This is a genomic window from Marinobacter sp. C1S70, assembly GCF_000475355.1.
Taxonomy (GTDB): Bacteria; Pseudomonadota; Gammaproteobacteria; order Pseudomonadales; family Oleiphilaceae; genus Marinobacter; species Marinobacter nauticus.
Window position 1 is genome coordinate 103,291 of sequence record NZ_AXBW01000011.1, and the last position, 19,964, is coordinate 123,254.

The 19,964-nt window shown below is 56.8% G+C and carries 19 protein-coding genes, 1 other RNA gene and 1 pseudogene; 17 read left to right on the plus strand and 4 right to left on the minus strand.

Going from position 1 to position 19,964, the window contains the following annotated elements; all coding sequences use genetic code 11:
- The first annotated feature begins 25 nt into the window (after positions 1-25).
- From prpD to Q669_RS19995, 7 genes are all read left to right on the plus strand, one after another.
- Positions 26-1,504, plus strand: a complete 1,479-nt coding sequence (prpD, locus tag Q669_RS02585; protein ID WP_022991118.1) for a 2-methylcitrate dehydratase — start codon at positions 26-28, stop codon at positions 1,502-1,504.
- Positions 1,505-1,647: 143 nt separating this feature from the next.
- Complete coding sequence (locus Q669_RS19805) at positions 1,648-2,331, plus strand: nucleoside-diphosphate sugar epimerase/dehydratase (RefSeq protein WP_022991119.1); 684 nt, start codon at positions 1,648-1,650, stop codon at positions 2,329-2,331.
- Between the two features lie 6 nt (positions 2,332-2,337).
- Positions 2,338-3,060, plus strand: a complete 723-nt coding sequence (locus Q669_RS19810; protein WP_264673056.1) for a TIGR03013 family XrtA/PEP-CTERM system glycosyltransferase — start codon at positions 2,338-2,340, stop codon at positions 3,058-3,060.
- Positions 3,061-3,166: 106 nt separating this feature from the next.
- Positions 3,167-3,769: an XrtA/PEP-CTERM system exopolysaccharide export protein gene (locus Q669_RS02595; RefSeq protein WP_022991121.1), complete on the plus strand. Its 603-nt coding sequence runs from the start codon at positions 3,167-3,169 to the stop codon at positions 3,767-3,769.
- Between the two features lie 39 nt (positions 3,770-3,808).
- Positions 3,809-5,326 carry an XrtA system polysaccharide chain length determinant gene (locus Q669_RS02600; RefSeq protein ID WP_022991122.1) on the plus strand — a complete coding sequence of 506 codons (1,518 nt, stop codon included), beginning with the start codon at positions 3,809-3,811 and terminating at the stop codon, positions 5,324-5,326.
- On the plus strand, positions 5,326-6,231 hold the full coding sequence (locus Q669_RS02605; RefSeq protein ID WP_022991123.1) for a polysaccharide biosynthesis protein: 906 nt from the start codon (positions 5,326-5,328) through the stop codon (positions 6,229-6,231). Before Q669_RS02600 ends, Q669_RS02605 begins: the two co-directional genes overlap by 1 nt.
- Positions 6,224-7,090 carry a hypothetical protein gene (locus tag Q669_RS19995; protein ID WP_264673055.1) on the plus strand — a complete coding sequence of 289 codons (867 nt, stop codon included), beginning with the start codon at positions 6,224-6,226 and terminating at the stop codon, positions 7,088-7,090. Before Q669_RS02605 ends, Q669_RS19995 begins: the two co-directional genes overlap by 8 nt.
- Here the strand turns inward: Q669_RS19995 and prsK are convergent.
- The 4 genes and pseudogenes from prsK to Q669_RS02630 all read right to left on the minus strand — a co-directional run.
- Positions 7,063-8,676: pseudogene (prsK, locus tag Q669_RS02615) on the minus strand (XrtA/PEP-CTERM system histidine kinase PrsK); the annotation flags it as partial. The gene Q669_RS19995 and the pseudogene prsK sit on opposite strands and share 28 nt — an antisense overlap.
- A gap of 124 nt (positions 8,677-8,800) precedes the next feature.
- Positions 8,801-9,748: an SDR family oxidoreductase gene (locus tag Q669_RS02620; RefSeq protein ID WP_011785102.1), complete on the minus strand. Its 948-nt coding sequence runs from the start codon at positions 9,746-9,748 to the stop codon at positions 8,801-8,803.
- Entirely contained in the window at positions 9,748-10,563 is an 816-nt protein-coding gene (locus Q669_RS02625; RefSeq protein WP_022991126.1) for a lysophospholipid acyltransferase family protein, read from the minus strand. The genes Q669_RS02620 and Q669_RS02625 overlap by 1 nt, the downstream gene beginning before the upstream one ends.
- Positions 10,564-10,593: 30 nt before the next feature.
- Positions 10,594-11,514 carry a D-hexose-6-phosphate mutarotase gene (locus Q669_RS02630; RefSeq protein WP_022991127.1) on the minus strand — a complete coding sequence of 307 codons (921 nt, stop codon included), beginning with the start codon at positions 11,512-11,514 and terminating at the stop codon, positions 10,594-10,596.
- A 109-nt stretch (positions 11,515-11,623) separates the two neighbouring features.
- Between Q669_RS02630 and Q669_RS02635 the strand changes: the two genes are divergently transcribed.
- The 10 genes from Q669_RS02635 to Q669_RS02675 all read left to right on the plus strand — a co-directional run bounded on the left by Q669_RS02635 (position 11,624) and on the right by Q669_RS02675 (position 19,964).
- On the plus strand, positions 11,624-12,379 hold the full coding sequence (locus Q669_RS02635; RefSeq protein WP_036148504.1) for a 2OG-Fe(II) oxygenase: 756 nt from the start codon (positions 11,624-11,626) through the stop codon (positions 12,377-12,379).
- 71 nt (positions 12,380-12,450) lie between these two features.
- An RNA gene (gene ffs / locus Q669_RS19210) (signal recognition particle sRNA small type) lies at positions 12,451-12,547 on the plus strand.
- Positions 12,548-12,671: 124 nt separating this feature from the next.
- Positions 12,672-14,585 carry a DNA polymerase III subunit gamma/tau gene (gene dnaX / locus Q669_RS02640; protein WP_022991129.1) on the plus strand — a complete coding sequence of 638 codons (1,914 nt, stop codon included), beginning with the start codon at positions 12,672-12,674 and terminating at the stop codon, positions 14,583-14,585.
- 4 nt (positions 14,586-14,589) lie between these two features.
- The gene (locus tag Q669_RS02645) at positions 14,590-14,913 is read left to right on the plus strand and encodes a YbaB/EbfC family nucleoid-associated protein (protein WP_011785097.1); all 324 of its coding nucleotides are present in this window, start codon (positions 14,590-14,592) and stop codon (positions 14,911-14,913) included.
- 33 nt (positions 14,914-14,946) lie between these two features.
- Positions 14,947-15,549, plus strand: coding sequence for a recombination mediator RecR (recR, locus tag Q669_RS02650; protein ID WP_011785096.1), 603 nt, complete (start codon positions 14,947-14,949; stop codon positions 15,547-15,549).
- Positions 15,550-15,566: 17 nt separating this feature from the next.
- A complete protein-coding gene (locus Q669_RS02655) occupies positions 15,567-16,718 on the plus strand; it encodes a ribonuclease D (protein ID WP_022991130.1) in 1,152 nt (383 codons plus the stop codon).
- A complete protein-coding gene (locus Q669_RS02660) occupies positions 16,715-17,008 on the plus strand; it encodes a YcgL domain-containing protein (RefSeq protein ID WP_022991131.1) in 294 nt (97 codons plus the stop codon). Before Q669_RS02655 ends, Q669_RS02660 begins: the two co-directional genes overlap by 4 nt.
- Positions 17,005-17,451, plus strand: a complete 447-nt coding sequence (locus Q669_RS02665) for a YcgN family cysteine cluster protein (protein ID WP_022991132.1) — start codon at positions 17,005-17,007, stop codon at positions 17,449-17,451. Before Q669_RS02660 ends, Q669_RS02665 begins: the two co-directional genes overlap by 4 nt.
- Positions 17,451-17,795, plus strand: coding sequence for a hypothetical protein (locus tag Q669_RS02670; protein ID WP_022991133.1), 345 nt, complete (start codon positions 17,451-17,453; stop codon positions 17,793-17,795). Before Q669_RS02665 ends, Q669_RS02670 begins: the two co-directional genes overlap by 1 nt.
- An 84-nt stretch (positions 17,796-17,879) precedes the next feature.
- Positions 17,880-19,964, plus strand: a complete 2,085-nt coding sequence (locus Q669_RS02675) for a vWA domain-containing protein (RefSeq protein ID WP_227501046.1) — start codon at positions 17,880-17,882, stop codon at positions 19,962-19,964.

A 19,964-nucleotide genomic window follows, 5' to 3' on the forward strand; every position in this document is an offset into this window, starting at 1 on the left:
ATAGTTGGGACAGGAGGGCCGGTATATGTCTGCCACTTACGATCTCAACGAACGCCCGGACTATGACGACGTACTGCAAAAAATCGCTGACTTTGCCCTGAATTACCGCATAGAAAGCGAAGAAGCCTGGGAAACGGCCCGTTATTGCCTGATGGACACCCTGGGCTGCGGTTTGCTGGCGTTGCGTTTTCCGGAATGCACCAAACACCTGGGCCCGCTGGTGGAAGGTACGATCGTTCCCCACGGTGCCCGGGTGCCTGGAACCCCATACCGCCTGGATCCGGTGAAAGCCGCCTGGGACATTGGCTGTATCGTCCGCTGGCTGGATTACAACGATACCTGGCTGGCGGCCGAATGGGGCCACCCCTCCGATAATCTCGGCGCCATTCTTGCGGTTGCCGACCATCTTTCGCAAAAACGCGTCGCCAACGGCCAGGCGCCACTGGCCATGAAAGCCGTTCTCGAGGCCATGATCCTGGCCCACGAAATTCAGGGTGTGCTTGCCCTTGAGAACTCCTTTAACCGGGTAGGGCTGGACCACGTTGTGCTGGTGAAGGTTGCGTCGACCGCCGTCAGTGCCAAACTGATGGGCGCCAACCGGGAACAGATGCTCTCCGCGCTGTCTCATGCCTGGGTCGATGGCCAGGCCCTGCGAACCTATCGCCACGCGCCAAACGCCGGTTCCCGCAAATCCTGGGCGGCAGGCGATGCCACTTCGCGGGGTGTTCGCCTGGCAGGCATTGCCATGCGCGGGGAAATGGGTATTCCCGGGGTGCTGACGGCGCCGCAATGGGGCTTCTACGACGTCCTGTTCAGCAAGACCAATCGCGATCAGGCCCTGAAACCTGAATCATCACGCCGTTTCACCTTGCCACAGCCTTTCGGCTCCTACGTGATGGAAAACATCCTGTTCAAGATCTCGTTCCCGGCAGAGTTTCATGCCCAGACCGCCGCCGAGGCCGCAGTAACACTGCACCCACAAGTGAAGGGCCGGCTGGAAGACATTGATCGCATAGAGATTACCACCCACGAGTCGGCTATTCGCATTATTTCCAAGCAGGGCAAACTCGCCAATCCGGCAGACCGGGATCACTGCCTGCAGTACATGACGGCGGTGCCACTGATCTTTGGCAACCTGACGGCAGAGCATTACGAAGACAGCTTTCACCAGGCCCATCCAGAAATCGACCGCCTGAGAGAAAAAATGCAGGTCATCGAGGATGAACGATATACCCGCGAATACCTCGAGGCCGATAAACGATCAATCGCCAATGCGATACAGGTTTTCTTCAAGGATGGCTCCAGTACCGACAAGATTGCAGTGGAATACCCGATAGGGCACCGACGCCGGCGCAAGGAAGGTATGCCGCTGCTGGTGGAGAAATTCCGGGCCAATCTTCAGACACGCTTTCCTGCCCAGCAATGCGACGCCATTATGGACAGTTGTGGTAGTCTGGGGCGGCTTGAGGTGATGCCGGTGCACGAGTTTGTGTCGCAACTATAAAATATTTGTAAAATTGAACGAAATGGGCGAGTGGCCCACATTGCAGTTTCAATGAATTGCCGTACAATCCCGTAACGGTTTGTTACAGTGTGTAGCAAAGGATGCTTGCAGTACAGGCAGTGTGAACCGCACAAGGAGTCGACGTGGCCCACGTCAGGTTGTTCAGACACTATATACACTTACCTTTTGTTATTCTCGGCCTGATCGATCTGATCGTCATGGGCCTTGCGTTCGCACTGGCGGTGTTTTTCCGCTTCTTCGGCGAGCTCGAATTCTTCCTCGATAATCTTGTTTTTGTCCTCCCTTCCATCACGATCTTTGCGTTGTTCAATCTGATCGTCATGATCGCGCTGGGCGTGCACCAGTCCCGTGTGGAAGAAGGCATGTCCGGCATGATGCTACGCACCATCATGGCCATGATTCTCGCCATACCGCTGCACGGCTTTGCCTATTTCGTGGCTGATGACTGGCTCTGGTATCTGGGCAGCTTCGGGTTACTGACATCGGCGACTGTGCTGGCGATATTTTCGCTGGGCATTGCCAGAGTGGTGTTCTTTGCTGTGGTCGGCAAGGACCGCTTCAAGCGCCGGGTTCTGGTGCTGGGTGCCGGCCGCCGGGCAAAACAGATGTTCGAGGACCTGACCACTCCCTTCAACCGCAAAGGTTTTTCACTGGACGGCTTCGTTCCCATGCCGGATGACACGGTGGAAGTGGATGAGCAGTACCTCATTAATCTTCCAACCTCCTTGCATGACTACGTACTTCGACACCCGGTGAGGGAGATCGTGGTTGCGGTGGACGACCGCCGTCGGGGCTTGCCGATGTAAGACCTTCTGGAATGCAAAATGGAAGGTGTGCACATTATCGACGGTGCCAACTTCTATGAGCGTGAATCCCGTAAGGTGGCTCTGGAAATGATCACCCGCGGCTGGCTGGTGTTCTCTGACGGATTCACGGTTTCTTCGGTGTATGGTGTTGGCAAGCGGGCGCTGGACGTTCTGGCCTCCGGTACGCTCCTGCTGGCCACGTTCCCGATCATGATTCTCACCGCCATCGCCATCAAACTGGAAGACGGACTGAAAGCACCGGTGATTTACAGCCAGGAACGGGTAGGCCTGAACAACCAGGTGTTCAAGGTGCACAAGTTCCGTTCCATGATTACCGACGCGGAAAAGAACGGCGCGGTCTGGGCCCGGAAGAACGATACCCGGGTGACACGCGTTGGCGAATTTATCCGTAAGGTGCGGATTGATGAACTGCCACAGATCTTTAATGTACTGAATGGCACCATGGCCTTTGTCGGGCCGAGGCCAGAACGGCCGGTGTTCGTTGAGCAGCTGTCTGAAAAGATTCCGTTTTATGCAGAAAGGCACCGGGTAAAGCCCGGGCTGACCGGTTGGGCTCAATTGTGTTTCGCCTATGCGGACAACGAAGAGGACACCCGGGAAAAGCTGCGCTACGACCTCTACTACATCAAGAACCAGAGTCTACTTCTTGATCTGTTGATTATAATTCAGACAGTAGAAGTGGTATTGTTCAAAAAAGGATCAAGGTAGTTTCGGGAGTCAGCTGTTCCCGGAACATGGAATAGAGCACGGACCTCACAAGAGAGGAATAAAGATGTCACGGAAGTATCTCATCCAAGGGCTTATTGTGTCCCTCATGGCGGTAGTTTTGGCAACGGGTTGTGCCGGCCCTTCCGCTTCCTCTTCAGAACAGATCCAGCGTGCATTGGCCGTTGATACCCGGGATAGCGTGGATCAGTACATACTGGGCGCAACCGATGTCGTACGGGTTTCTGTGTGGCGCAACGAGGATCTCAGTATCTCCGTTCCGGTTCGGCCTGACGGCAAGATCTCCGTACCGCTGGTAGGCGACGTACAGGCCAGTGGCCGCACGCCCGAAGAGTTGGCCAGCTCCATTCGTACTTCCCTGACTGAGTACATTCGTGAGCCACAGGTGAGTGTGGTTGTGACCTCCATGGGCAGCCATGAATTCACAGACCGGGTGCGGGTAACCGGTGCGGTTCGCCAGCCCATTTCAGTGCCTCACCAGAGCGGCATGACGGTTCTGGATATCTTCCTGAATGCCGGTGGTGCGAACGAGTTTGCCGCGCTGAACAACGCCATGCTGTATCGGAAGCTTGAGAGCGAGGTGGTTGCCATTCCCGTAAAACTGGACGACATCCTTAACAAAGGCCGGGTTGAAACCAACTACGGCATGCGGCCGGGTGACATTCTTACCATTCCAGAGCGCAGTTTCTGAGTGGTTGTAGAGCTAAAAGGTCTGAAGGCGGGTTAGGTTATGGCATTACCGTTATCCCAGTTACCGCAGGAGATCATTCGCGAGGTCCGGGGCCGGAAGGGCCTCGCGTTCCTTGCGTTTGTGATTGTCCGTTTTGCTGTGCTTGGAGCAGGCTTTGTATGGCCCTATAAGTATCAGTCTGAGACCATCATCTTCGTAGACGACCGCAACATCATTGCGCCTTTGATGGAAGGGCGCGCCGTGGCCACGGAGATTAACGACCGTACCTCGGCTGCAAAAGAATTGCTGATGAGCCGGAGCCTGATCGAGAAAGTGGCTTTGGATCCTGAAATCTATCCGGATGCGCCCTCTGACCCGGCGGCACTTGAGTACCGGATTGCGAACATTCGCTCGGGTTTGTCGGTCAGGCCCCGGGGCGACAGTTATTTCAGTATTGGCTTCTCGTCCACTTCCCAGATGGAAGCATTCCGCGTTGCCCAGAAACTGGGTCAGGTCTTTATAGAAGAAACCAAAGACCGTAAGCGGGCCGAAAGCCGCAACGCCTACGATTTCATCGACAAACAGGTCAAAAGCTACGAGCAGCAACTGGCCCAGGCTGAGAACCGGCTCAAGGAGTTCCTCTCTGAAAACACCGATGGAACGGAGCAGGAGGCTAATGCCCGCATGGCGCAGCTTCGTAATCAGCTGGAACTGGCCGAACTCGAGAAAAAAGAACTTGAAACCCGTGCGGCTTCGCTTCAGAGCCAGCTCGGAGGCATCCGGCCCACGATCACGCAAGGCCGAACTGAGGATGCCTACAGAGAGCGGATCCGGATCCTGGAAGAGCGCCTGGATAGTCTGCGGCTGCAATACCACGATACCTACCCGGATATCGTGATACTCCGGGAACAGCTGGCGGAACTGCGCAAACAACGAGATCAGGCGGCAGAACGGCCGACGGACGTGAGTTCACTTGAGGGCGAAGAAGCTGTTAACCCGCTCTACCAGGAACTGCGGGCAAACCTCTCTACCACGCGGGCGGATATGGCCACCGTGGATACAAGAATTACTTCGCTCTCCCGTCTTCTGGAACAGCAAGCAAAGCGCATGGAACGCATCCAGGCCAACAAGGCCCAGTACTCTGAGCTCACCCGCGACATGGAAGTGAATCGTGAGATTTACGATGACCTGCTCAAACGTCGGGAAAAAGCTCGGGTCTCCATGCATCTCGACATTGAAGGGCAGGGGCTCAACTACCGCATTAATGAAACCGCTCAATTCCCGCGTACGCCCTCTGGCCCCCAGTTCTCCATGTTTGCTGCGGCTGGATTGTTCCTGGGGCTGGCAGCACCCTTTGGAGCGGTTGCGGGTCTATTACAGGTAGATCCCCGGATTCGTGCCAGGAAGCAGCTGGAAGAAGACATTGGTTTGCCGGTTCTTGTTGAGATTCCGGAGGTACGAACACCCTACGAAAAGCGACGGGATCGAAAGGTTACGTTACTGATCGGGATTTTCGCGGTGCTCACGGTAACAGTGTATGTGACCATCGTTGTGCTAGCTCAAATGGGAGTGATCTGATGCCAGAACAACGAAATGATCGGTCCGGATTTGATCCCGAGGAATCCCAGGATTCTGGCAATGAGACAACCGGCAGCAGCCCGGCGGGCAGTGAAGAGCATTCCTTTTGGCTGAAGCGCAAGGAGCGTTTGAAACAAGAGCTGGATTTCCGGGATGACGAAGACTCCCGTATGCTGGTGCCAAGCTCTCTGGAACTGGGGCCCGGCGCGGTTGATAAATACGTTATCAGTAAGCAGATCGTGCGTATGCAGGAGCCCAGAAGGCTCACGCACGACGACCTCGACGAGCGTCGGATTATCTATCCCGAGTCCCGCAACCGCGCGCTGGTCAACCGTTTCCGGGATCTGAGAACCAAGCTGCTGGAGGTTTCCGGAGGCAATAACTTCACTCTGGTCGTGAGCGGTGCCAGCTCTGGCGCCGGTTCCTCGTTTGTAGCCCTGAATCTTGCCGCAGCCTTTGCCTTTGATCAGGCCAAGACCGCTTTGATCATCGACTGCAACCTGCGCGAACCGTCTTTGCACTCCACACTGGATGTGATGCCCGAGACAGGCCTGACCGACTTTCTGGATGACCCGGACTACGACATTTCCAGGATTCTCTATCCGACCGGTATTCCCAGGCTGAGGCTGATTCCGGCGGGTAGTCGCCGTGAAACACCGGCCGAGTTTTTTACCTCCTTCCGGATGAAGCAATTCCTGCAGGCAATCCGTCGTCGCTATCCGGACCGTTTCATCGTGCTGGACACGGCGCCGATATCCGAATCTCCGGATGCCCGCATTCTGACCGAACTCTGCGATTACGCCATGCTGGTGGTACCTCACGGCAAGATCACTGCGGCGACGGCCGAACAAGCTGCGACGGCTTTCAATCCGGACAAGTTTGTAGGAGCGGTGATCAATGGCTGATCAGCAGAGGGTAGGGACACCCGTTGCAGTAAAGGCAATACCAGTAATGTTACTGGCTGGTGCCTGCTCGTTCCCCGTGTTTGCGCAAAGTGAGGTCACGTTCGGGCTGGACAGCCGCTTCACCGACAATGCCCGCAAAGCAGATACGAATGAAGACAGCGATTTCGAGACCCGTGCCTACCTTACCGCCGGTTACCAGACAGATCCCGGACGCTGCAACGCTGATTTCCTGGGCACTCTGGGGTATTCCTGGTGGCAGGACGATAGCTTTGACAGCGAGAGCTTCGCGGAAATGGACTTCCAGGGCGATTGCGAGCTCGCCAACCAGCTTTACTGGGAAGTGGACAACAACCTTAGGGAAGTGAACCAGGACACTCGCCAGAGTGACACACCGGACAACCGAACCCGAAAAAACGTGTTCAGCACTGGCCCCAGATACCTCTGGCGTCTGAATGACACCAACTGGCTCAATCTTTCTGCCCGCTACGCCAACACCGAGTACGACGAACCGGAGGAAACGGACAGTGAGCGCTATACCGGTTCTATCGCCTGGAACCACCTGTTCAGTTCAACATTCACCGGGGGACTGAGCGTTTCCCACAGTCAAACCGAGTTCGACTATGGCGCAGAAGTGGATGTGAATAGTGCCCAGGTTACCTTCGAGAACCGTTGGGCGACCACGTCTCTTTCCGGTTCTGTTGGCGTGAGTGAAATCGAAACGGATTACGCCAATACCAACCAGTCGAGCGATGGGCTGGTAGGCCAGATAAACCTTACCCGGCAAATCAATCCGAGTACCGAATGGTACCTGAATGCCTCAAGGGAGCTGACAGACCCGGAGGATGGTTTGCGGATATGATCCACGAGGTTCGACATTTTACGGACCGCATGATCGGTGGTGGCAATCATGTCGTCGATAAAGGCTGGGTTGTTGCGATGTTTGGGCGCATTCTTGACCAGTAGAGACAATTGGGCGATCAGTGTTTTCAGATCATGCACCATGAACGCGCTGGCCTTGCTGACGGCTTCAAACTGCATGGCCCGTGAGAGCCGGTTCTGGGCATCGTTCTGGGCGATGAGGTTGCAGGTCTGGCGGGCTACCACCTTGATCAGGTCGAAGTTCTCCCAGTTAAGCTCCACCCTGGCGTAGGGAGCGCCGACCATGGCAATGCCGTAGAGTTCGTTATCGAGATACAGAGGGATGACCAGCCAGGCTTCCGCGGTCTTGGTGATGGAGTCCGGTATTTCCAGCAGGTTGTAGCTCACCGGGTCTTCCCGGTATTCACTCAGATCAATGATCCACTCACGATCTTTAAAGAACTTCACCATATCCGAGTCTTCGTCAATGATGGTGTACTTCGGAGTCGCGATATTGACGCTTGCTTTCAGGTGGAAATCTTTCTGCTCGCCCTTTATCCAGAGTGCGCCGGCATTGCTTTCCACCAGTCCGGCCAGAATGCGCACTACTCGCTCGGGCAGGGGTGGTTCGTTGCTCAGGTTGGCAAGTTCCTTGGTGAGCTTGAGCCATTCATCGCGATAGTCGTACTTGTAGTCGAAGAAGTTCTGGCTGATGAAGACCATCAGGCGGCCGCGAATACGCCGCGACAGCAGAAGTGTGACCAGAAACGCCAGGGAAACGGTGATGAACAGAACCTGCAGGGCTTCGCCCCACTCACCACCCAGGGCGCGTACGTAGTAACCGCCGATGGCCAGCAGTAACAGGTATCCGCCCGCGAAGATGAGTGTGCCAGCGTGAAATACGGCCGAACGGGACAGCTGGAAGTCCACAGGTTGTTTGCGTGTGTTCACCACATTGATGGCAAAAAGGGGCATGAGTGCGGCGTTCACAAAACCGCGCGCATTCCAGAACGAATCCGCGACTTGCCCGAACAGCAGCGCATCGGCATACATGAAGAAATCAAAGGCGAAGATGGTGGCAACGCCAATGCACAGGTATTTCATGCTGGAGCGGCCGAAGACAGTAGAGTTTCGCCAGATTTGCTCGACCAGCGACAGGCCCAGAAGTGACAGGGCGATCTGGCCGATCACCTTGGTTTTACCGCTGACAAGATCGATGTGGAGGGCGAACTCAAGTGTGCCAAGGGCCAGCAAGGTGATGATCAGTATCGCCGTCGCGGCACCCAATACCTTCTTTATTTGACTGGTGAACCGGCCTTGGCGAAAGCCGTCGCGAAGCATGGCGAACAGCAGGAGTAACCAGGCTGTGTCTCTGAGCAGTTCCAGCAGGTAGCGGGTGAAGAATCCGGGCGATCCCCAGAGGCTTTGGGTAACCAGGACGGAGGCCCACAGGGCGGTAACAATGGCGGCAAGGAACAGAGCACGATCAATGTCGCGGCGAAGATAACGGGTTGCCACAAGAACGGCCAGAACCGCAAAGACAGCGGCTGCCGCACCGTGACTGATCACGCTGAGATCCCTGAACATTAGCTCTTTCCTTGAACACCGGGAATCCCGGGCCTGCCGGTGCCCGGGTACTGTATTTAATATGTACAGGGTAGCGCCGAAAAGGGCCGTTCGTCTATTTGAATACTCAAATTACCGATGAGTTTCACACCGGTTTTTTGTTATCGCGATAATACCGGAAAATCTCTTTCAATGGCCGTTTGGGCTCGAAACCGAATTCCCGGGCGAATGCGCGACCGTCAATCACCACCGGATATTTGAAGAATGCCATAAGGTAGGGAGGGAAGCTGCGCAGGTTCAGAACCCGGGCAATGGCCTTCGGCACGCTCGGTGGAATGGAGGGAATGGGTATGGTTTTGCAACCGCAGAGCTTCAGGGCGTGCTGGTAGGCGACCCAGTCTTGCGGCGCGACATTGAACACGCCTTTTACGGGCTTTGCCCAGGCGGCGACAATGGCGTCTGCCATATCGTCGATATGGATGAACTGCATCATCGGCGAAAAGCCAGCCAATACGGGGGCCCGCTCACTGCTGAGCAGGGTGCTCATGGTATTGCGAACACCGGGGCCCACGATGTTGCAGGGCCGAAGAATAGTTATGTTGAGTTCCGGGTAGCGCCAAAGATAGATGTTGGCGAGGTTCTCAAGCTCCACTGAATCCACCAGGTCGGCACTCAGGCCTGCGCTTTTGAGGGGGGCGGACTCGTCTATCAGCGCCGGGTTATAGGCCACGGCACCATAGACGTGGTAGGTGGAGAGCACAATCACCCGGCGTATGCCGTATTTGTGGGACAGGTCCAGTAGCTTCTGGGTGCCCAGTACATTGGCGTTATAGCGGCGCATGCGGGTCAGTTGGCTGGAAAGGATGCGGCCGAGATGTATCACGCCATCAAACTCGTAGCGTCGGAACAGGTCTTCAAAGACCCGCTTGTTGAAGTCAATGCAGTAGCTGGGAATGTCGTCGCCCAGATAAACCTGTTCCCGGAAATCGACGGCCACCAGGTCGCAGCTTTCTCGCAGGCGGCGGATCACCTGCTGGGCCAGCGCACCGGCAGCACCTGTGATCAGAATGCGGGGTCTTTGGTGCTTGCTCATCAGAACAGCCTTTTCCTTTCGCTCAGTCCCTTGTCAATCAGTCGGCTGATCTCGGCTTTCACAGCCTCTACCCGTTCGGTGACCTGCTCTTCAGGGATTTCGGTATCATCAAAATACATGGGTTCCCCGAAATTCAGGTGTACCTTGGCGGGGAGCACCACGGGCAGGGCGACAGGAACGTAGGGTACGCCCAGGGCATTGGCCAGTGGCTTGATGTTGGCAATGGCCGGGATGGTCTCTTCGCAGCCCACTACGCCCACAGGCACAATGGGCGCCTTGTACTTCATGGCCAGATGCATAAAACCGTTGCCGAAACGTTTCAGTTGATACCTGTCCCGGTAGAGCTTGCCGGAGCCTCTTACGCCCTCCGGAAACACAATCACTGCTTCATTGTTGGCGAGCATCTTCGCGCAGTTGACCGGGTCTCCGAGCACGGCGCCGATTTCGTTCAGGAGGTTGCCAAGCCACGGCACCGTCGGAAAGAAACGCTCGATCATGGCGCGGGGAATTCGAGGATTTTTTTCCCGTGAGGCGAGGGCATAACCAATGAGCAGGCCGTCGATGGGTAACTGGCCGGAGTGGTTGGCAATAATCAGCACCGGGCCCTCTGCCGGCACATTGTCAACGCCGGAGGCGCTGACCCGAAAGTATTTCTCGTAGATTTGTCGGGCAACGGAAAAACCGTACTTCACCGCTTCGTTGTTATAACCCCATGGATCGTAGCCCAGTGTGCCGATGGGTTTGCGAATGCGGTTTACCTGTTCGTCCAGTTCCGCTGGTATCAGTTTCGATCTCAGATACGATGCCAGGCCCATGCCCGCTCCCTGTGTCAAAGAAGTTGCCGCTCAGGCGCGGCCGATGAATACGCCCAGTGTGTGGCTCTGGCCTTCATTTAATACCCGATAATCCGATGCTGCATTGGCTGTTTCGACGCACAGCATTTTCTGCCAGGCAGAGTCCGGAAAATCTGAAAGGCGCTGCGCTTTTCCTGGGCCAGGATTCCATACCACGGTTGAATCACTACCCACAGACGTAAGCTTACGTTTGCCTGAAGGTGTTACTACGGTCAGTGCTTCGCCGGTCTCGTATATCCGGTCCACTTCACCTTCGAAATACACTGGCCCTTCCTGTGAGACGTAGTCCCAGTCTTTCAGCGTGTCGATGTACTGACTGTTTCCCAGGCCCAGCACGCGGGTTCGCTGAATGTCGTCCGTGGGCAGGTAAGTGTGAAGGGCCTGGCTGAACGCCAGCGGTGCTTTCGAAAGATTGGTGGTTGTCAGTGCGATCTGGCAACCGCGAATGGAAAAACTGAAGGTGATCAGGGTCAGGGCGTGGCCGTCCCAGTGTTCCTGGAAATCGTCGTTGGCGCTGAGGGACAGGCTGACTTCTACCTCGTGGGCGCTTTCCCGAACATCTTCCAGCCGCCATAAAGCGGTGCGGGCAAAGCCATGGGCTGAGGATGACGCTATGCGCTTGCGGATTTCCGGCGGGTTCCGGAGTGGGTCTCCAAACCAGGGCCAGCACACGGGAATGCCACCGCGAATTGCTCGGCCAGGTTGAAAACGGGCGAGTTCACTGAGCCAGAGCCAGTTGCGTTCATCCTTTGGCGCGAAATGGGTGAGGTGTGCCCCCTGTAGAAACAACGTGGCCTGGAACAATGGGTGATGAACTTCAAGTGCCTCCAGTTGCCCGATGGTACTCCAGCGCGTAAATGACCAGTTGCCCGGGCCTCCGGTTGCTGGCGGCTTGCTACTGCTGTCCGACATATTCAGAAACGGCTTCCTTTAGGTAAAACTCCGTAGCTTCAGAGTAATTTAAAACCGTGCGCGCGGCGAGTTTCCGAATACAATACGTCAAAATTCTGAGGGTCTGAACATGGAATCAGAAAATCCGGTAGCGTCGGTCTTGCCGATGCCGGAGCCGCTTCTCGAGCAGTCCGCGGGCCAGTTGGACAAGGTGGCTGGAGACATTATCGGGGCAGCTGGCCGCTGTGATTCTTTGTTGGTCTCCGATGGCTGGTTGGACGAACTTGCCGATAGTCTGAGCGAGAAAGCCTGGATTGAGCTGGATCTGCTCGGTCATTTGCCCGTTGGCCTGATCGCTGCGCTTCGAAACGAGGTAGAGATACTGGACCGCACCGAAGCCATGGGGCGAGCAGGGATTGGGCGCGGTGCCGATCTGACCCGTGATCGCAGCGTCCGCCGGGATAAAATCGCCTGGCTTGATGGCTATACCGCTGCCCAGTCGGAGCTGTTCCGGTTCTTTGATGCCCTGCGGGTTGGTCTGAACCAGCGCCTGTTTCTTGGGCTGAAGCGCTATGAAGCGCATTATGCCACCTACCAGCCTGGCGATTTCTACAAGCGCCACCTGGACAGTTTCCGGGGCAGGGCATCCCGAGTGGTCAGCCTGGTGCTGTATCTGAATGAAGGATGGCAGCTGCAAGACGGGGGAGAGTTGCGGGTGTTCAGCCCCAACAACGAAGATCAGATGGTTGGTCTGGTGCGGCCGGAAGCAGGGCGTGCGGCTCTGTTTTTGAGTGAGGATGTGCCCCACGAGGTATTACCCGCCAATCGCACCCGGTACAGCATTGCCTGTTGGTTCCGGCAGGACGAAGTCCCTTTGCCGTTGTAGTCCTTATACCCTTCTGTTAATATGCGCGCCGCTTTCGAGGGAAATGCCCCGAAACGCCGTTATGGTGGCCCCATTGGTGCCTCCGCAACATGAAACCGTGAACCCGGTCAGGCCCGGAAGGGAGCAGCCGAAGCGGTGGATGTGTGTGCCGGGGGATCGCTGGTGGGGTCACCCCCATATCCAGCCTCTTGTTTTGCCTGTTTCCTCTCCCGTTTGTTGCGCAAGCGCATGCTTCTTCTCATTGCCTGTCCATGCTAGAGTTGTTCCCATTTTTCAGAGCAGTTGATGGATCATGAGCTATCAGGTTTTAGCCCGGAAATGGCGCCCCCGTACCTTTGAAGACATGGTGGGGCAGGAACATGTGTTACAGGCGCTTATTCACGCCCTGGAACACCAGCGCCTGCACCATGCCTATCTGTTTACCGGCACCCGGGGCGTGGGCAAAACCACCATTGGCCGCCTGCTGGCCCGCTGTCTGAACTGTGAGACCGGCATAACGCCGAATCCCTGCGGTGAATGCGACAGCTGCAAGGAGATCCTGGAGAACCGTTTTGTTGATCTGATCGAAATCGATGCTGCCTCCCGCACCGGTGTAGATGACATGCGGGAACTGACCGACAACGTGCAGTACGCTCCCACGCGCGGCCGCTACAAGGTGTACCTCATCGATGAGGTGCACATGCTCACCAACCAGTCCTTCAACGCCTTTCTGAAAACCCTGGAAGAGCCTCCTGAACACGTCAAGTTCCTGTTGGCCACCACTGATCCCCAGAAGCTGCCGGTGACGGTGCTTTCCCGGTGTCTGCAGTTCAATCTCAAGCGGATGACGCCGGAGCACATTGTTGGCCACCTGAAGCACGTTCTGACCGAAGAACAGATCCCGTTTGAAGACCCGGCCCTGTGGCTGTTGGCGAGGGCGGCCGATGGCAGTATGAGGGATGCCCTCAGCCTGACCGACCAGGCGATTGCATTCGGCAACGAGAACCTGGCTGCCAGTGATGTCAGCAATATGCTGGGCACCATCGATCAGCGCGATATCCAGCGCATTGTTAACGCATTGGTTGAGCGTGATGGCCCCGGCCTGCTGTCTGAAATTAACCGGATCTCGGATTTTGCCCCGGATTATGGAGTCATTCTGTCCGATATGCTGTCCCTGTTTCATCGCGTCACCATGGAGCAGGTGGTACCGGGCAGTGCCGACAACGCCATGGGCGATGCTGCCCAGGTGCAGGAACTGGCCCGTCGTCTGAGTGCCGAAGATGCCCAGTTGTTTTACCAGACCGCGTTGATTGGCCGGAAAGATCTGTCGGTGACACCGGATGCCCGTATGGGCTTTGAAATGACCTTGCTGCGCATGCTGGCGTTTCGACCGGGTACCGATCGCCGGGAACCGCCGGCGCTGGCCTCTGGCAACAGCAACAATGGCCCGGCGGATTCAGAACCTGAGCCTGGCCCGGTTTCGCAATCCGCGCCCACCCAGGCTGTCGCCGCGGCACCGCAACCCGAGCCCGCGCCTCAGCCGGTTCCCAGTCCGGAGCCGGTAGCTGAACTTGAACCACAGCCACCCATGGTGGATGACCCGCCACCCTGGGAGCCAGAAGACTACGGCGTTCAGGCTGAATCACCCGAGTGGCAAGAGCTGGTGCCGCAATCGGATTCCAGTATTGAGCGTGACGCAAGCGCGACATCCGCGCCAGAGTCAGCGCCGGAACCAGTTTCGGCCCCTGATCCGGTGCAGTCAGAGCAAAATGCAGGCCAGACCATGGTGAACGAACCTGAGCCTGCACCTGCCGAGCCCGAGCAACCGGTCTCCGCCGACGGGTTTGTCTGGGAACGTGATTTCCGCTCGCTGGGTATTACCGGCATGCCTGGAAACCTGGCCAGCTATTCGTCCATGAGAATGGAAGGGCAGGCGGTTGTGCTGACTCTGGATGAGGGGCATGCGCGGCTGCTCAATGCTCGCCACGAAGAAAAAATACTGGCGGCCTTGAGATCACGCTTCGGCGACGCCACACAGTTGAAGATAGAGCAGGGTGTGCCGGGGTTGCATACGCCCGCCGCTTTTGAGGAGCGCCAGCGAGCTGCGCGCCAGAAAGCCGCGGAAGAGTCCATCCGGCAGGATCCTCTGGTCAAGAGTATTGTGGAACGATTTGAAGGGCGGGTCGTCGAAGAAAGTATCCGCCCCGCAGAAACAGCCAGGAGATAAGCAGATGATGAATAATATGGGCGACCTGATGAAAAAGGCCCAGCAGATGCAGGAGCAGATGCAGAAGGCTCAGGAAGAGATCGCCAAAGCGGAAGTTACCGGTGAATCCGGCGCAGGGTTGGTGAAAGTCACCATGAACGGCCGGCACGATGTCCGCAAGGTGGATATCGATCCGTCTCTGCTGTCTGAAGACAAGGAAATTCTGGAAGACCTGCTGGCTGCCGCCGTGAACGATGCGGTTCGCCGGGTAGAAGCAAACCAGAAAGACAAAATGTCCGGCATGATGTCTGGCATGGGGATGCCGCCCGGTTTCAAGATGCCGTTCTGAGCCGGCCTGCCATCGATTTTTTGAGGAGTAGTCATGGCCTTCAGCCCCCTGGTTGATGAATTGGTGGAATCCCTGAGATGCCTGCCGGGTGTTGGCCAGAAAACGGCCCAGCGCATGGCCTTTCATCTGCTGGAGCGGGGCCGCTCTGGCGGAACCCGGCTGGCAGCGGCGTTGAATCATGCGATGGACGGCGTGCGCCGTTGCGACAGCTGCCAGAATTTTTCGGATACCGAAATCTGCCAGATCTGCGAAAAACCCGAGCGCCGCAATGGCACCCTGTGTGTTGTTGAAAGCCCTTCAGACCTGCTTGCCATTGAGCAGGCCGGCGATTACAAAGGCAGTTACTTCGTATTGATGGGGCACCTGTCGCCCATCGATGGCGTTGGCCCGGAGGAGATCGGGATCGAGCGCCTGCTGGATCGGGTGCGCCGTGAAGGCGTAACAGAATTGATCCTGGCCACCAATCCCACGGTGGAAGGAGAAGCCACCGCCCACTACATTGCTGACCGCCTTGATGGCCAGAATATCCTGATTACACGCCTGGCCCATGGCATTCCCGTTGGCGGTGAGCTGGGCTATGTTGACGGCTTTACACTCACCCATGCATTCCGGGGTCGCAAACCCCTGTCTGAATAAACTCCCAGGTTCTGTTTATGACCCAAACCGACCCGGCCGTAACCATTCCCCCGGCCCCGGATACCGTTCGCTGGCTGGAGACACCCGAGCAGCTGGATCAGTGGCTCGACAGCCTTGAACCTGGTATGCCGGTCGCTCTGGACACTGAGTTCGAGCGAGTGTCCACCTTCTATCCGATTCCTGGCCTGGTGCAGTTGGGCGCTGGCGGACAGTTCTGGCTGGTGGATCCGGAGGTGGCTGAGGCTTCGGAATCGTTCCGGGCGATGCTGGCCGATGAAAGCCGGCCAAAACTGCTGTATGCCATGAGTGAGGATCTGGAGTTATTCCGCCACTGGCTGAATGTGGAGCCAGCCGGCGTGCTGGATTTGCAGATCGGTGCCGCACTGGCCGGTGCCGGATTCTCCGTTGGTTATGCCCGCCTGGTTGAGACGCTGTTCGGTGAAGCACTCGATAAATCCGCCACCCGTTCGGACTGGGTGTCACGGCCACTGACGCCGGCCCAGGAGCGCTACGCCCTGGACGACATCCGTTTTCTGGAGCCACTTTATGGCTGGGTGTTGAATAACCTGAGGCAAAGAAACCTGGAACAGGCTCTGGCGGATGAATCCAGCCGGTTTGCCAGTGAGGCCGCTACCCAGGAAGACCCGGAGCAGCATTATCTGAAACTCCGGGGCGGCTGGACCCTGAACCAGGAACAGCAAGCGGTGCTCCGGGCACTGGTTGCGTGGCGTGAGCAGGAGTGTCGTCGCCAGGACCGACCCCGTAACAGGATCCTGAACGATGGATTGCTGATCGCCGTTGCTGAGCGGTTGCCGTCATCAGCTGCGGTGATCAGGGATGTTCAGGGCGTACCCGGGGGGGTCGTTAAACGTTATGGCGAGCAGTTGGTTGAGCTTGTGCAGGCCGCCCGTGCTACCGATAATTCCGGGCTTGAGCTCATCCCCAGACCGCTGAGCCGGGATCAGCAAGCGCTTTACAAGAAGGTTAAGCGTTACTTTAGCAATGCAGCTGAACGCTTTGATATTCCAATGGAAATATTGGCGCCACGTAAACGTATTGAGAAACTGATCCAGGATGGCACCCTGGCGGGCCAGACGTTTTTTGAGGGCTGGCGCGCGCAGATTATCGCGCCGGTAAAGCAAGATATTGAGGAACTGCTCAGCCAATGACTGAACGTGAATTTGTATCGGTGTTTCGCAGCAGCAAGAAAGGCGACACCTATCTCTTTGTTCGCCGCGGGCAAAAGTGGGACGATTTACCGGAGGCGCTGAGAGGTATCTTCGGTTCGCCCATCCACTCGATGGATCTGCTGCTAACGCCAGACAAAAAGCTTGCGCGCACAACCGGGAAGGAAGTGTTGGCAGCAATCGACGAAAAGGACTTTTTCCTGCAGATGCCGGAAGAGCAGGACACCTACATCGTCGACTTCAAGCGCAAGATTGAGCAGCACCGGAAATGATTGCGCAGATTCCCTTCTGGCAGCGTAAACGACTGGCGGATATGACGCAGCCGGAATGGGAGTCCCTGTGTGATGGCTGCGGTAAGTGCTGTTTACAAAAGCTGGAGGATGAGGATACGGGGGAGGTGTATCACACCGATCTTGTATGCCGTTACATGGACCTGGATACCTGTGGCTGCACGGTCTATGAGCAGCGATTGAAAAAGGTACCCGGGTGCACGGTACTGACCGCCGATACGGTTCTCAGCTACCACTGGTTGCCGTACACCTGTGCGTACCGAACCCTCGCCGAGGGAAGGCCTCTGCCGGACTGGCACCCGCTTCGTAGCGGAGACCCTGAAACCGTTCATCAAGCCCGTGTTTCGGTGCGGGGTAACGTGGTGTCGGAGGATTCTGTGCCGGAAGAGGATTGGGAAGAGCATATCATTCACTGGATTCTGTAATGATGGATACGGACGCTTCACTGGCTTATGGAGTTTTTTGGGCGGCCAATGCAGTCGCTTTCGTCGTGTTTTTCTACATGATGAAATCACTGTTCCGGGTTTTGCCTTTTTACGGTCTGCGAACACTGCTGTTGTCGGCGCTCGTGGTGCTGGTACTGACCCCCGTTGAATCGCCAGACGTCGCCGGCTGGTGGATACCGGCCTGGCTGTTTGCGGGCTATGAGCTGATTCTTGGCGACACCGATGCCGCCGGTCGCGCGCTGTTCAATTTCAGCATCGCCGCGATTGTTATGCTACTGGTATGGATACTTGATCTGGTTCGGTACCGACTGGTTCGCAAATAGACGATTTCTGAGAACTACAAAAGATAAGGGCGCAGTTCAATGAAGGGGTTCAAACGCATTTGGGTGGCTGCAGCTTTGCTGCTGATGTCTTGGCAAGCAGGTGCGCAGGACCCGGCACTGTCTCTGCCCGGCAACGCGGATGTGCGTATTGTGGTGGATATCTCCGGCTCCATGAAGGAAACCGATCCACAGAATCTCCGCCGCCCAGCGGTTCGTCTGCTGGCCCGGACCCTGCCGGAAGGGGCCAGTGCCGGTCTCTGGACTTTCGGGCAGTACGTCAACATGCTGGTGCCCTACGGTGTGGTTGATCAGTCCTGGCGCGACGCTGCTATTGAGCGTTCCGAGCAGATCAATTCGGTAGCGCTGCATACGAATCTCGGTTTGGCGATGGAGAAAGCCGCCAACGACTGGTTGTCTGGAGGTACCCTCGAGAACACCCATCTTATTGTCCTCAGCGATGGCAAGGTCGACGTGCCAGGTGGTGACGACGCAAGTCAGGCTGAGGAAAAACGCATAGTCGATTCCTTGTTGCCAGCGCTGAAAGACAAGGGCGCCACAATTCATACGGTTGGTCTGTCTGAGAAAGCGGACATCCGGTTTCTTCGTAACCTGGCCCGGGAAACCGGTGGCAGCTTCCAGCTGGCGCAATCTGCCGAGGCGTTGAATCTGGCGTTTGCCAATGCGCTGAATACCGCAGTGCCGCAGGAACAGGTTCCCATTGAGGGCGATGGCTTTGCCGTTGATGATGGCATCAGCGAGTTTACGGCACTGATCTTCTCCGGTCAGGATGCTTCTGGCGAAGAGCCGTTGGCGCTTGCTCAGCCTGGTGGTGAGCCGTTCACTCGGGAGAGCGCTCCGGATAATGTCCGTTGGGCATCTGAGCCGGGCTATGATCTGATCACGGTTACTGAACCGGTCTCGGGCCGCTGGCGTATCATTGGCGATCTTGGCCAGGGGAGCCGCGTGACGGTGGTCAGTGATCTGCGCATGGCCGTGAATCCGATTCCCGCTGAGTTTACCGAAGAGCAGCCTCTGGCCATTGAAGTGGCTTTTTATGAGGAAACCGAAAAGATTACCGGGTCCGATTTTCTCTCGGTCATGGACGTTAGCCTGTCGATAACCGCGAGTGATGGTCGGCAAGGTACCAAGGTTTTGTCTCCCGATACCCCGCCGGAAGACGGCGTATATCGGGACACCGTACCCAGATTGCCTGCACCTGGCCGCTATCAGGTTGATGTGGTGGCGGATGGCGGAACTTTCTCCCGCAAATTCAGCGCCATGACGACGTTTACCGTGCCAGGGGAAGAGCCACCTCTGGAGGTGGTGACCGAACCCATGGTGCCAGACCTGTCTGAACAGGCGGAGCCGCTGCCGGATTTTGATGGCGGAGCCAACTCTTCAGAACCGGAGCCGCCAGTGGAAGCTGAGCCGCCCGTAGAAGCGCCGATGCAGGAAACTGAGCCGGAACCAGAACCAGCGCAGGTCGTTGAGCCGGAGCCTGAAGCGCCGGTCGAACAGCCGATTGCTGAACAGGAGCCGGAGAAGGGGACGCTTCTGGGTATCCCGGTGTGGGCCTGGGGTGCCGGCGCAGCCTTGCTGGTTGCTATTGTGGGCCTTGGTTTGTTTGCATGGCGTCAGAAAAAGGCGAGGGCAGAACAGGAGCAGGCGGCAGCGGCTGAGCGTGAAACCCTGGAAGACCTGGCTGAAGAATCTGAGGAGCCACCAGTGGTTGAGCCGGAGCCTCCGGCAGCGTCAGAGTCGGTGGAAGCGGAGGCTGAACCTGAACCTGTCCCGGAAAAAGAGCCAGAGCTGGCGTCTGCCGAAGAGCCGGAACCTGAAGACATTCCGGAACTCTCGCAAGCTGACAGCGAACCGGACGAGATTCCGGATGAGGCCGTACCCGAAGTAACGGAAGAGCTGGCATCGGCTGAACTGGAACCGGAAGAGGATGACATCCCCTTGGCAGACGATACGGTTGGCGCCGAGGCGGAGCCAGATCCTTCTGAAGCTGATGAGATCAGCGAGTCGGAGTTCGACATTGATGAGGACGAGTTTGGTCTGGAAGACTTCGACCTCTCCGAATTCGACGATTTGCCCGATTATGATGAAGAGTCTCCGGAGGACGAAAAATCCAAACCGGCGGACAAGAAAGAGAATCCGAAAAAGTAA